A 13,559-nucleotide genomic window follows, 5' to 3' on the forward strand; every position below is an offset into this window, starting at 1 on the left:
GATTCCAGGCGTTTGCACATAAGTAACGGGGATTACATCAAGTTGCGAGCCGGCAGGCCTCTGGGGAGACGGCTCACCGGGGGCTTATGAAAAACTGCCGAGCAGCGCGTGCGGATGACAATCGGCAAGATATCCCGCATGCCATAAGTATTTTGTTCTAATTATCACGCAAGGTAATGAAAGGATGGCGATGCTGTGGCTAAATGTGTTTTTTTCCTGCCCGTGAACCGTACGGACCGTTTATGCCACAAATTCTGCAATTTATTATGGCCCTGGTGGTGATCATCGCCCTGGCGCTGCTGGTCAGCAATAATCGCAAGAAAATCCGCCTGCGCTATATCATCCAGCTGTTGGTGATCGAAGGCGCGCTGGCCTATTTCTTCCTGCACTCCGCCAGCGGGCTCAGCGTGATCAAACACGTCGCCGGCTTCTTCGACACCCTGCTCGCCTACGCTGCCCAAGGATCGGAGTTCGTGTTCGGCGGCATGAGCAAGGATGGTCTGGCGTTCATCTTCCTCGGCGTTTTGTGCCCTATCATCTTTATTTCCGCCCTGATCGGCATTTTGCAGCATTTCCGCATCCTGCCGCTGATCATCCGCCTGGTCGGCACCCTGCTGTCCAAGGTCAACGGCATGGGCAAGCTGGAATCGTTCAACGCCGTCAGCACGCTGGTGCTGGGGCAGTCGGAGAACTTTATCGCCTATAAAGGCATCATCGGCGATATCTCACCGCGCCGCATGTACACCATGGCCGCGACCGCCATGTCGACGGTTTCGCTCTCCATCGTCGGCGCCTACATGTCGATGATCGACGCGCAGTACGTGGTGGCGGCGTTGATCCTTAATATGTTCAGCACCTTCATCATCCTGTCGATCATCAACCCATATCAGGTTGAAGACGAGCCGGAGCTGAAGCTGAACAAACTGCATGAAGATCAGAGCTTCTTCGAAATGTTGGGCGAGTACATTCTGGCCGGCTTCAAGATTGCGATGATCATCGCGGCGATGCTGATCGGCTTTATCGCGCTGATCTCCGCCGTCAATGCGCTGTTCTCTGCGGTGCTCGGCATCAGCTTCCAGCAGATCCTCGGCTACGTGTTCTATCCGCTGGCCTGGCTGATCGGCATCCCGGCGGAAGAGGCCCTGAAGGCGGGCAGCATCATGGCGACCAAACTGGTAGCCAACGAATTCGTGGCGATGATTGAACTGAAGAAGATCGCGGCGGAGCTGTCGCCGCGCGGGCTGGGCATTCTGTCGGTGTTCCTGGTGTCGTTCGCCAACTTCGCCTCCATCGGCATCGTCGCCGGCGCCATCAAAGGGCTGAACGAGCAGCAAGGCAACGTGGTTTCCCGTTTTGGCCTGAAGCTGGTTTACGGCTCAACCTTGGTGAGCCTGTTGTCGGCGGCCATCGCCGGCCTGGTGCTGTAATCCCCACTCCCGGCCAGGCGGCCGGGAGTTCGCTTTAAAACGCCACGCACACCGGCGCATCCACCCGCATTACCGAATCCTGCGCAAACTGCTGCTTATAGCCGCTGCGCAGCGCCTCGATATTCGCCTCGCTCTCTTTGCCCTGCGCATGAATCAGCAGCAGCGCCTTGCTGTTCTCGCGCGCCAGCTTGCCGTCGTGACCCAGCCACTGCCCTTTGGCATCAAACACCGTCAGCCCGTCTTTAAAACGCGGCGTCACCTGGCTATCGACGAAGGTTTGCCACTCGGCGGCGGTGATCGCCGGCCCCGCCGGCCGGTTCAGGCCGAAGTAGAGCGTTGTCTGCACCAGCGGATCGCCGGTGCGACAAGTCGGGGCGGGGGAAACAGCCTGGTGGCCTGGCGCCACGCAGCCGCTCAGCAGCAGGGCGGCCACCATGGCGCCGGCGGCCAGTCTCGGGGAGTTTTTCATCTGCAGTCTCGATTTTTCGGTTGAAGGATTCGCTGCAAAAGTCATAGTCAGCGATGGAAATTAGCGCGAAATTTCTAATGCTTTCATTAACAGCCAGATGTTAAAAAAGGCTGGTTATCGGCAATAAAAATGGAGTTTGGATTAGCTATATTAATCCGAAACGCCATCGGTGAAAAAAACTCAGTGGCGCGCGTCCTCGGCGGCGATTACCCTGCCGGCCATCATTCTGACGCAATTACGCTGTGAACCCCTTATGTTACTGAGCATCCTTTATATCATCGGCATCACCGCCGAAGCCATGACCGGCGCGCTGGCGGCCGGCCGCCGCCAAATGGACATGTTCGGCGTGATCATCATCGCCTCTGTCACCGCAATCGGCGGCGGGTCGGTGCGCGATATGTTGCTCGGGCATTTTCCATTGGGCTGGGTCAAACATCCAGAATACATCGTCATCGTCGCGATAGCGGCGATCGTCACCACCTGGGTGGCTCCCCTGATGCGCCATCTGCGCCGCCTGTTCCTGGTGCTCGACGCCGTCGGCCTGATCGTCTTCTCCATCATCGGCGCACAGGTGGCCCTGGATATGGGGCACAGCGCCATTATCGCCGCCATCGCCGCGGTGATCACCGGCGTCTTCGGCGGGGTGCTGCGCGATATGTTCTGCAACCGCATCCCGCTGGTTTTCCAGAAGGAGATCTACGCCGGCATCTCCTTCAGCGCCGCCTGGCTGTATATCGGCCTGCAGCACCTCAGCCTGCCGCACAATCTGGTGGTGATCCTCACGTTGGTCGCCGGCCTGAGCGCACGTCTGATCGCCCTGCGCTTCCGCCTCGGCCTGCCGGTGTTCAACTACCAGCATCCGGATCACTGATCTCGGGGCGGCAACGCGCCGCCGCCGAGGCCAAAACTGCAAAAATGTCGCCCTTCGACGCGCAAATTCGCCCTTTCGACGCTTTTTCCACGCAAAGCCGCGGGCAAAATGCGAGCTAACGCTGCACCCGGCGCGTTAGCCGTGTATACTGTGCGGAGAAAATACACATCCGCTGTTTTTGGCATATCAACCGTTATCAACGAACATCATCATGGCTCAAGGCACGCTTTATATTGTCTCTGCTCCCAGTGGCGCAGGTAAATCAAGTCTGATTCAGGCTTTGTTAAAGACGCAACCGCTGTACGACACGCAGGTTTCGGTTTCGCACACCACGCGCGACAGTCGCCCGGGTGAAAATCACGGCGAGCATTATTTCTTCGTCTCGAAAGACGAATTCCGCCGGATGATCGAGCAGGACGCGTTTCTTGAGCACGCCGAAGTGTTCGGCAACTATTACGGCACTTCGCGCGCCGCCATCGAACAAGTCTTGTCGACCGGCGTGGATGTGTTTCTGGATATCGACTGGCAGGGCGCGCAGCAAATCCGCGCCAAAATGCCGCAGGCGCGCAGCATCTTCATTCTGCCGCCGTCGAAGGAAGAACTGGGCCGCCGCCTGCGCGGGCGCGGGCAGGATTCCGAAGAGGTGATCGCCAAACGCATGGCTCAGGCCGTGGCGGAAATGACGCATTACGCGGAGTACGATTACCTGATCGTGAACGATGATTTCGATCTGGCGCTGTCCGATCTGAAGACCATCATTCGCGCCGAACGCCTGCGTTTGGGCCGCCAGTTGCTGCGGCATGACGCTTTAATCAGCAAACTATTGGCAGACTGAAGGCAGTTTCAGTATCATGCCCAGTCTTTTCGTCACCTGTGGAGTAGCACAAATATGGCACGCGTAACTGTTCAAGACGCTGTAGAGAAAATTGGTAACCGTTTTGACCTGGTGTTGGTCGCTGCTCGTCGGGCGCGTCAGATCCAGACCGGCGGCAAAGATGCACTGGTTCCGGAAGAGAACGACAAGTACACCGTTATCGCCCTGCGCGAAATCGAAGAAGGCCTGATCACCAGCCAGATCCTCGACGTGCGTGAGCGCCAGGAACAGCAAGAGCAGGAAGCCGCAGAGATTCAAGCGGTTACCGCGATTGCTGAAGGTCGTCGTTAATTAGACTGCGAGTCCGCCTTGTACCTGTTTGAAAGCCTGAATCTGCTGATTCAACGTTACCTGCCCGAGGAGCAGATTAAGCGCCTCAAACAGGCATACCTCGTCGCGCGCGACGCGCACGAGGGCCAGACACGCTCCAGCGGTGAGCCCTACATTACTCACCCGGTCGCCGTGGCCTGCATCCTGGCGGAAATGCGTCTCGATCACGAGACGCTGATGGCGGCGTTGCTGCACGACGTCATCGAAGACACCCCAGCCACCTATCAAGATATGGAACAGCTGTTCGGCAAGAGCGTCGCCGAACTGGTTGAGGGCGTCTCCAAGCTCGACAAGCTGAAGTTCCAGGACAAGAAAGAAGCGCAGGCGGAAAACTTCCGCAAGATGATCATGGCGATGGTGCAGGATATCCGCGTCGTGCTGATCAAGCTGGCCGACCGTACGCACAACATGCGCACCCTCGGTTCGCTGCGCCCCGACAAACGCCGGCGCATCGCGCGTGAAACCCTGGAAATCTACAGCCCCCTCGCCCACCGTCTGGGTATTCATCACCTGAAAACCGAGCTGGAAGAGCTGGGCTTCGAGGCGCTGTACCCAAACCGCTATCGCGTGATCAAGGAAGTGGTGAAAGCCGCACGCGGCAACCGCAAAGAGATGATTCAAAAAATCCTCTCCGAGATCGAAGGGCGACTGACCGAAGCCGGCATCGCCTGCCGAGTCAGCGGGCGGGAAAAACACCTCTACTCCATCTACCTCAAGATGCACCTCAAAGAACAGCGTTTCCATTCCATCATGGATATCTACGCGTTCCGGGTGATCGTGAAAGAGGTCGATACCTGCTACCGCGTACTCGGCCAGGTGCACAGCCTGTACAAACCGCGCCCGGGGCGGGTGAAAGATTACATCGCCATTCCCAAGGCCAACGGCTATCAATCGCTGCATACCTCGCTGATCGGCCCACACGGCGTGCCGGTCGAAGTGCAGATCCGCACCGAAGACATGGATCAGATGGCTGAGATGGGGGTGGCCGCGCACTGGGCTTACAAGGAAAGAGAACAGGGCGAAACCGGTACTACGGCGCAGATCCGCGCCCAGCGCTGGATGCAAAGCCTGCTGGAGCTGCAGCAAAGCGCCGGCAGTTCGTTTGAATTTATCGAGAGCGTCAAATCCGATCTGTTCCCGGATGAGATTTACGTTTTCACCCCGGAAGGCCGCATCGTCGAGCTGCCCGCCGGCGCCACGCCGGTCGACTTCGCCTATGCGGTGCATACCGATATCGGCCATGCCTGCGTCGGCGCGCGCGTCGATCGTCAGCCATACCCGCTGTCGCAGTCGCTGACCAGCGGCCAGACCGTCGAGATCATCACCGCACCGGGCGCGCGGCCCAACGCCGCCTGGCTGAACTTCGTGGTCAGCTCGAAAGCACGTGCCAAAATTCGCCAGATGTTGAAGAACCTCAAGCGCGACGACTCCGTCGGCCTCGGCCGCCGACTGCTCAACCATGCGTTGGGCGGTAGCCGCAAGCTGGCCGAAATCCCGCAGGAAAACATTCAGCACGAGCTGGACCGCATGAAGCTGGCGACGCTGGACGATCTGCTGGCGGAAATCGGCCTCGGCAACGCCATGAGCGTGGTGGTGGCGAAGAATCTGCAGGGCGATCAGTCCAGCCTGGGCACCACCTCCGGCGTGCGTAACCTGGCCATCAAGGGCGCCGACGGCGTGTTGATCACCTTCGCCAAGTGCTGCCGTCCGATTCCGGGCGACCCGATTATCGCTCACGTCAGCCCGGGCAAAGGGCTGGTGATCCACCATGAATCTTGCCGCAATATTCGCGGCTATCAGAAAGAGCCTGAGAAGTTCATGGCGGTCGAGTGGGATAAAGAGACCGAGCAGGAGTTCATCGCCGAGATCAAGGTGGATATGTTTAACCACCAGGGCGCGCTGGCCAACCTGACGGCAGCGATCAACGCGGCCGAGTCCAATATTCAGAGCCTGAACACCGAAGAGAAAGACGGTCGGGTTTATAGCGCCTTTATCCGCTTGACCACCCGCGATCGCATCCATTTGGCAAACATTATGCGTAAAATCCGTATCATGCCGGATGTGATCAAAGTTAACCGCAACCGAAACTAGCGCTTATGAGTCCTGAACGCTATGCGCGGATTTGTGAAATGCTCGCGACCCGGCAGCCGGATTTGACGGTCTGCCTGGAGCAAGTGCACAAGCCGCATAACGTCTCCGCCATTATCCGCACCGCCGACGCCGTCGGCGTGCATCAGGTCCACGCCGTGTGGCCCACCACCCGCATGCGCACCCTGGTTTCCTCCGCCGCCGGCAGCAACAGCTGGGTCAGCGTTAAAACCCATCCCACCATCGGCGACGCGGTCGGTCACCTGAAAGCGCAGGGCATGCAAATTCTGGCCACCAACCTGTCTGCGCGCGCGGTCGATTTCCGCGAGGTGGACTACACCCGGCCAACCTGCGTGCTGCTCGGCCAGGAAAAAACCGGCATCACCGAAGAAGCGCTGGCGCTCGCCGATCAAGACATCGTCATTCCGATGATCGGCATGGTGCAATCGCTCAACGTCTCCGTGGCTTCGGCGCTGATCCTGTATGAGGCGCAGCGCCAGCGGCAAAACGCCGGCCTGTACCGCCGCGACAACAGCATGCTGGACGAAGAAGAGCAGCAGCGTCTGCTGTTCGAAGGCGGCTATCCGGTGCTGGCCAACGTGGCCAAACGCAAGGGGCTGCCGCGTCCGCAGATCGACGAACAGGGTCAGGTGGTCGCCAGCGCCGAATGGTGGGCGGCCATGCAGGCGACGGTGCGCAAATGAAAGGCCGCCTGCTGGATGCTGTCCCACTCACCACGCTTTCCGGGGTTGGCGCCAGCCAGGCGGGCAAACTGGCCAAGCTTGGCCTCGAGACCATTCAGGATCTGCTGCTGCACCTGCCGCTGCGCTACGAAGACCGCACCCGCCTCTATCCGATCAACGATCTGCTGCCGGGCATCTACGCCACGGTAGAAGGGGAAGTGCTGCGCAGCGACATCAGCTTCGGCCGCCGCCGCATGCTGACCTGCCAGATCAGCGACGGCACCGGCATCCTCACCATGCGCTTCTTCAACTTCAACGCCGCAATGAAGAACAGCCTGGCCACCGGCCGCCGCGTGACCGCCTACGGCGAGATCAAACGCGGCAACCACGGCGCGGAGATCATTCATCCGGAATACCGTATTCAGGGCGAAGCCAGCGAGGTCGAGCTGCAGGAGTCGCTGACGCCGGTCTACCCCACCACCGAGGGGGTGCGGCAGGCCACGCTGCGCAAGCTAACCGACCAGGCGCTGGCGCTGCTGGATACCTGCGCCATCGCCGAACTGCTGCCGCCGGAGCTGAGCGGCGGCCTGATGAGCCTGCCGCAGGCGCTGCACACCCTGCATCGCCCGCCGCCGGACATTCAGCTGGCGGATCTGGAACTGGGCAAACACCCGGCGCAAAAACGCCTGATCCTCGAAGAGCTGCTGGCGCATAACCTCAGCATGCTGGCGGTGCGCGCCGGCGCGCAGAGTTATCAGGCGCAACCGCTGCTGCCGGACGATCGGCTGAAAAACCGTTTTCTCGCACAGTTGCCGTTCTCGCCGACCGGCGCGCAAACGCGCGTGGTGGCCGACATCGAAGCCGACATGCAAAAAGACTTCCCGATGATGCGGCTGGTACAGGGCGACGTCGGTTCCGGCAAAACGCTGGTGGCGGCGCTGGCGGCGCTGCGCGCCATCGCGCACGGCAAGCAGGTGGCGCTGATGGCGCCGACCGAGCTGCTGGCCGAACAGCATGCCAACAACTTCCGCCAGTGGTTCGAACCGCTGGGGCTGCAGGTCGGCTGGCTGGCGGGCAAACAGAAAGGCAAGGCGCGCATCGCGCAGCAGGAAGCCATCGCCAGCGGCCAGGTATCGATGGTGGTCGGTACCCACGCCATCTTCCAGGAGCAGGTGCAGTTCAACGGCCTGGCGCTGGTGATCATTGATGAGCAGCACCGCTTCGGGGTGCATCAGCGGCTGGCGCTGTGGGAGAAAGGCGAAGAGCAAGGCTTCCACGCCCATCAGCTGATCATGACCGCCACGCCGATCCCGCGCACGCTGGCGATGACCGCCTATGCCGATCTCGATACCTCGGTCATCGACGAGCTGCCGCCGGGCCGCACGCCGGTGACCACCGTCGCCATTCCCGATACCCGCCGCGCCGACATCATTCAACGGGTGAAAAGCGCCTGTCTGGAAGAAGGACGGCAGGCTTACTGGGTATGTACGCTGATCGAAGAGTCCGAGCTGCTGGAAGCGCAGGCGGCGGAAGCCACCTGGGAAGAATTGAAAGCCGCGCTGCCGGAGCTGAAGGTGGCGCTGGTGCACGGCCGCATGAAAGCGCAGGAAAAGCAGGCGGTGATGCAGGCGTTTAAACAGGGCGAGCTGCAGCTGTTGGTCGCCACCACGGTGATCGAGGTCGGCGTCGACGTGCCCAACGCCAGCCTGATGATCATCGAAAACCCGGAACGGCTGGGCCTGGCGCAGCTGCACCAGCTGCGCGGCCGCGTAGGGCGCGGCGCGGTGGCTTCACACTGCGTGCTGCTGTACAAAACGCCGCTGAGCAAAACCGCGCAAACGCGCCTGCAAGTGCTGCGCGACAGCAACGACGGCTTTGTCATCGCCCAGCGCGATCTGGAGATCCGCGGCCCGGGCGAGCTGCTGGGCACCCGCCAGACCGGCAGCGCCGAATTCAAGGTGGCGGACCTGTTGCGCGACCAGGCGATGATCCCCGAAGTGCAACGCGTCGCCCGCCATCTCCATCAGCACTACCCGGAACACGCCCAGGCGCTGATCGAACGCTGGCTGCCGGAGAAGGCGCGCTACTCCAACGCATAAAAAAGGGCGCCGCAGGCGCCCTTCTCATGATGACTCGCGATATTACCCCACCGCCGGGAACACCGGCAGCAGCAGATACAGCTTGATAACGATGGCGTTGGCGATATCGATAAAGAACGCTCCCACCATCGGCACCACCAGAAACGCCAGATGCGACGGGCCGAAGCGATCGGTGATCGCCTGCATGTTGGCGATCGCCGTCGGCGTGGCGCCCATGCCGAAACCACAGTGGCCGGCGGCCAGCACCGCCGCGTCGTAGTTCTTGCCCATCACCCGGTAGGTAACAAAGATCGCGTACAGCGCCATCACCAGCGTCTGCACCGCCAGGATCGCCAGCATCGGTAACGCCAGCGAAGCCAGCTCCCACAGGCGCAGGCTCATCAACGCCATCGCCAGGAACAGCGACAGGCTGACATTACCCAGCACCGATACCGCCCGTTCGAACACGGTATAGAAACCGGTGAAGGCCAGCGTGTTGCTGAGGATCACCCCGACGAACAGCACGCAAACGAAGTTAGGCAGCTCAAACACCGTACCGTTCAGCAAGCCGGCAATCAGCTGCCCCAGGCTCAGACAGATGGCGATCATGGCGATGGTTTCGATCATCACCAGCGAGGTGATCAGGCGGCCGCTTTCCGGCTTCTCGAAACCGCTCGGCTGCACGCTGTCTTCCGGCGTGCCTTCCGGCGTAGAGGAGTGTTTGACCAGATAGCGCGCCACCGGGCCGCCGATCAGGCCGCCCAGCACCAGGCCGAAGGTGGCACAGGCCATGGCGACTTCCGTCGCGTTTTCAAAGCCGTAGCGCTCGATGAACAGCTTGCTCCAGGCCGCCCCGGTGCCGTGGCCGCCCGACAGGGTGATCGACCCGGCGATCAGGCCCATCAACGGATCCAACCCCAGCATTTTCGCCATGCCGATGCCGATGGCGTTCTGCACCAACAGCAGCCCCAGCACCACGAACAGGAATACCATCAGCGCCTTGCCGCCGGCGCGCAACCGCGCCAGGTTGGCATTCAGCCCGATAGTGGCGAAAAAGGCCAGCATCAGCGGATCCTTCAGCGACATGTCAAAGCTGATTTCCCAGTTGGCGAACTTTTTCAGGGCTAACAACAGAAGGGCCACCAGCAAACCGCCGGCGACGGGGGCAGGAATGGTATATTTTCGCAGCAGAGGAATGCTTCTGACGCACTTGCCCCCGAGGAGCAAAACCAGCGTCGCGGCGACTAACGTGCCATAAGTATCAAGATGAAACATCCAGGTACTCCATGTAAGGGAAAAGATCCAAATAAAAATAATAAGTTATAGAAAACCACTGAGTTTTTAAACTTGATGAGTCCAGGATTAGAAGTAAAAAACGCTAAGATGACAAGAAAAAATGAATGAAAATGCGACATAAACAGGAAAGTTGACAATATAATATTTAGGCGCAACCGTTTGCTTTTGCGGGGCGGCGCATTAAAATGCCTGCTTTGCCGTATCTGGAAACGCCACACCATGAGCATGTCATCCTCCGAGCTTGATGCCACACGCCAAGCCGCCTCAGAATCCCGCGCCAGCGAACTGATTTATCGCCTCGAAGACCGCCCGCCGCTGCCGCAAACGCTGTTTGCCGCCGGCCAGCATCTGTTGGCGATGTTCGTTGCGGTGATCACTCCGGCGCTGCTGATCTGCCAGGCGCTGGGCCTGCCGGCGCAGGATACCCAGCACATCATCAGCATGTCGCTGTTCGCCTCCGGCCTGGCTTCCATTCTGCAAATCAAAACCTGGGGGCCGGTGGGTTCCGGGCTACTGTCGATTCAGGGCACCAGCTTCAACTTCGTTTCGCCGCTGATCATGGGCGGTCTGGCGCTGAAAAACGGCGGCGCCGACGTGCCGACCATGATGGCCGCGCTGTTCGGCACCCTGATGGTCGCTTCTTGCACCGAAATTTTGCTGTCGCGCGTGCTGCATCTGGCGCGCCGCATCATCACCCCGCTGGTTTCCGGCATCGTGGTGATGATCATTGGCCTGTCGCTGATTCAGGTCGGTTTGACCTCGATCGGCGGCGGTTATGCCGCGATGAACGATCACAGCTTCGGCTCACCGAAAAACCTGCTGCTGGCCGGCGCGGTGCTGGCGGTCATCATCCTGCTGAACCGCCAGCGCAACCCTTACCTGCGCGTCGCTTCATTGGTGATCGCCATGGCGGTCGGCTATCTGTTGGCCTGGGCGATGGACATGCTGCCCGCCGACGCTCCGGCGGCACCCACGGCGGCGATCACTATTCCCACGCCGCTCTATTACGGCCTGGGCTTCGACTGGAACTTGCTGCTGCCGCTGATGCTGATCTTTATGGTCACCTCGCTGGAAACCATCGGCGACATCACCGCCACCTCTGACGTCTCCGAACAGCCGGTCAGCGGGCCGCTGTACATGAAGCGTCTAAAAGGGGGCGTACTGGCCAACGGCCTGAACTCGATGCTGTCGGCGGTGTTCAATACCTTCCCCAACTCCTGCTTCGGCCAGAACAACGGCGTGATCCAGCTGACCGGCGTCGCCAGCCGCTATGTCGGCTTTGTGGTGGCGCTGATGCTGATCGCGCTGGGGCTGTTCCCGGCGGTAGCCGGCTTCGTGCAGCACATCCCCGAGCCGGTACTGGGCGGTGCGACCATCGTGATGTTCGGCACCATCGCCGCCTCCGGCGTGCGCATCGTGTCACGCGAGCGCCTGAACCGCCGCGCCATCATGATCATGGCGCTGTCGCTGGCCGTCGGCATGGGCGTCTCCCAGCAGCCGCTGATCCTGCAGTTCGCGCCGGACTGGCTGAAAACCCTACTCTCTTCCGGCATCGCCGCCGGCGGCATTACCGCCATCGTGCTGAACCTGGTGTTCCCGCAGGAACACGAGAAAAAGTAACCCGCCCATTGGCGTTCAAACGGCCGCTTGCGGCCGTTTTTTATTGTCTATCAGACCATTGCCCTTGAGATGCCCGGCCAATTGCGGCATAAACAGGGTATCTTTTTTGACCGATGCGGATGTAGACGATGAAATTTATCGGAAAGCTGTTGCTGACGTTGCTGCTGCTGATCGTGCTGGCGGTGGTGGTGCTGTACCTGGTCGGGCAAACCCGCTGGGCGGCAGGCCGCCTGAGTGCCTGGATCAGCGACAACAGCGAATACCGCCTGTCGATAGGAAAAATCACCCATTCGTGGAGCCAACCGGACCAGATCGGTCTGGAAGACGTGCAGCTGGCGCGCAGCGGCCAGCCGCAGGCGCTGGTTGCCAAACGCGTCGATCTCGGCCTCAGCCTGCGCCAAATCACCGAGCCGCGCTATTTTCACAGCGTCACGCTGCGCGACGGCACGCTGAACGTGCAGCCGCAGGCGGCGGCGTTGCCTGTACAGGCCGACGTGCTGCAGTTGAGCAACATGGCGCTGCAGTCCAACGATAACGAGTGGCAGCTCAACGCGCAGCAGGTCAATGCCGGCATCACGCCGTGGCGCCCGCTGGCCGGCCATCTGCTGGGGGACAACAACCAGTTTCAGTTCAGCGCCGGTTCGATGACGCTGAACGGCATCCCCGCCTCGAAGGTGTTGGTGCAGGGGGAGCAAAAGCAGGGCCAACTGCTGTTGAACAACTTCGGCGCCGATCTGGCGCAGGGCGGCCTGACCGGCGTGGCCAGCCGCGCCGCCGACGGCAGCTGGCGGGTGGATCGCCTGCGGCTGAGCGGCGTGCGCCTGCAGACCCCGTTGACGCTGGCGGAATTCATGCAGCGCTTTACCACTCTGCCGCCGGTCACCCTCAAGCGTTTCGATCTTATCGACGCGCGCCTGGAAGGCAAGGCATGGGCGGTTAACGATCTCGATTTGTCGCTGCAAAACGTCAGCGTCGAAAAAGGCGACTGGCGCAGCGAAGACGGCTCGCTCAACTTCAACGCCAGCGACGTGATCAACGGCGGTTTCCACCTGATCGATCCGATCGCCACCCTACGGCTCTCTTCCGCCGGCATCGCCATTCAGCAATTCACCACCCGCTGGGAAGGCGGGCTGCTGCGCACCTCCGGCAACTGGCTGCGCGCCGGCAAACGCCTGCAGCTGGATGAAGTGGCCATGGCGGCGCTAGAGTACACCCTGCCGATAGACTGGCGCGAGCTGTGGCTGAAACCGCTGCCGGGCTGGCTGGCGGAGGTGTACGTCACCAAGCTGACCACCAACCGCAATCTGATCATCGATATCAACCCGGCATTCCCATTCCAGATCACCGCGCTGGACGGTTACGGCAGCAACCTGCTGCTGGCGCGCGACCACCAGTGGGGCATTTGGTCCGGTTCGCTAAACCTGAACGGCAGCGAGGCCACCTTCAACAAAATCGACGTGCGGCGCCCTTCGCTGGCGCTGAACGCCGACGCCAACCAGATCACCGTCACCGAGCTCAGCGCCTTTATGCCCAATGGGTTGCTGGAGGCCAAAGCGACCGTCGATCAGCTGCCGGGCAAGCCGTTCCAGCTGATGCTGCACGGCCGTTCGGTACCGATCAATACCTTGCAGCAATGGGGATGGCAGCCGGTGCCGCTGACGGGCGACGGCAACCTTGAGCTGCAGTTGAAAGGGCTGCTGAACAGCGACGGGCCGTTCAAGGCCTCATTGAAAGGCAATCTGCAGGCCACCGCCGGCGACGGCCAAGCGGTGAACCAACAACTGCCGTAATGCACTGCGCGGCCCGCCCTCAGGGCAGGGCCG

At 60.8% G+C, this 13,559-nt stretch carries 11 protein-coding genes; 9 read left to right on the forward strand and 2 right to left on the reverse strand.

The genetic code is table 11. From position 1 onward, the window contains the following. Nucleotides 1–242 precede the first annotated feature (242 nt). Entirely contained in the window at nt 243–1,427 is a 1,185-nt protein-coding gene (locus tag BVU99_RS07980) for a nucleoside transporter C-terminal domain-containing protein (RefSeq protein WP_004931212.1), read from the forward strand. 34 nt (nt 1,428–1,461) lie between these two features. Here BVU99_RS07980 and BVU99_RS07985 read toward each other — a convergent pair whose 3' ends face one another. Continuing rightward, a complete protein-coding gene (locus tag BVU99_RS07985; RefSeq protein WP_060448514.1) occupies nt 1,462–1,896 on the reverse strand; it encodes a DUF3574 domain-containing protein in 435 nt (144 codons plus the stop codon). Between the two features lie 253 nt (nt 1,897–2,149). Between BVU99_RS07985 and BVU99_RS07990 the strand changes: the two genes are divergently transcribed. The 6 genes from BVU99_RS07990 to recG all read left to right on the forward strand — a co-directional run bounded on the left by BVU99_RS07990 (nt 2,150) and on the right by recG (nt 8,841). Continuing rightward, nucleotides 2,150–2,767 carry a trimeric intracellular cation channel family protein gene (locus tag BVU99_RS07990; protein WP_025304704.1) on the forward strand — a complete coding sequence of 206 codons (618 nt, stop codon included), beginning with the start codon at nt 2,150–2,152 and terminating at the stop codon, nt 2,765–2,767. Between the two features lie 211 nt (nt 2,768–2,978). After that, the gene (gene gmk / locus BVU99_RS07995) at nt 2,979–3,602 is read left to right on the forward strand and encodes a guanylate kinase (protein WP_033636481.1); all 624 of its coding nucleotides are present in this window, start codon (nt 2,979–2,981) and stop codon (nt 3,600–3,602) included. Between the two features lie 54 nt (nt 3,603–3,656). Beyond that, nucleotides 3,657–3,932 carry a DNA-directed RNA polymerase subunit omega gene (gene rpoZ, locus BVU99_RS08000; RefSeq protein ID WP_004931221.1) on the forward strand — a complete coding sequence of 92 codons (276 nt, stop codon included), beginning with the start codon at nt 3,657–3,659 and terminating at the stop codon, nt 3,930–3,932. Between the two features lie 18 nt (nt 3,933–3,950). Further along, entirely contained in the window at nt 3,951–6,062 is a 2,112-nt protein-coding gene (spoT, locus tag BVU99_RS08005) for a bifunctional GTP diphosphokinase/guanosine-3',5'-bis pyrophosphate 3'-pyrophosphohydrolase (RefSeq protein ID WP_015379445.1), read from the forward strand. A 5-nt stretch (nt 6,063–6,067) separates the two neighbouring features. Further along, nucleotides 6,068–6,763, forward strand: a complete 696-nt coding sequence (trmH, locus tag BVU99_RS08010) for a tRNA (guanosine(18)-2'-O)-methyltransferase TrmH (protein WP_033639122.1) — start codon at nt 6,068–6,070, stop codon at nt 6,761–6,763. Next, a complete protein-coding gene (gene recG, locus BVU99_RS08015; protein WP_043141057.1) occupies nt 6,760–8,841 on the forward strand; it encodes an ATP-dependent DNA helicase RecG in 2,082 nt (693 codons plus the stop codon). The genes trmH and recG overlap by 4 nt, the downstream gene beginning before the upstream one ends. 42 nt (nt 8,842–8,883) lie before the next feature. On the opposite strand, the gene gltS is transcribed toward recG, so the two are convergent. Continuing rightward, on the reverse strand, nt 8,884–10,095 hold the full coding sequence (gltS, locus tag BVU99_RS08020) for a sodium/glutamate symporter (protein ID WP_025304708.1): 1,212 nt from the start codon (nt 10,093–10,095) through the stop codon (nt 8,884–8,886). Nucleotides 10,096–10,335: 240 nt separating this feature from the next. Between gltS and BVU99_RS08025 the strand changes: the two genes are divergently transcribed. Beyond that, nucleotides 10,336–11,736 carry an NCS2 family protein gene (locus BVU99_RS08025; RefSeq protein WP_025304709.1) on the forward strand — a complete coding sequence of 467 codons (1,401 nt, stop codon included), beginning with the start codon at nt 10,336–10,338 and terminating at the stop codon, nt 11,734–11,736. A gap of 128 nt (nt 11,737–11,864) precedes the next feature. After that, entirely contained in the window at nt 11,865–13,526 is a 1,662-nt protein-coding gene (locus BVU99_RS08030) for an AsmA family protein (RefSeq protein ID WP_049209086.1), read from the forward strand. Nucleotides 13,527–13,559 lie beyond the last annotated feature (33 nt).

Source organism: Serratia sp. OLAL2, assembly GCF_002752475.1.
GTDB classification, from domain to species: domain Bacteria; phylum Pseudomonadota; class Gammaproteobacteria; order Enterobacterales; family Enterobacteriaceae; genus Serratia; species Serratia bockelmannii.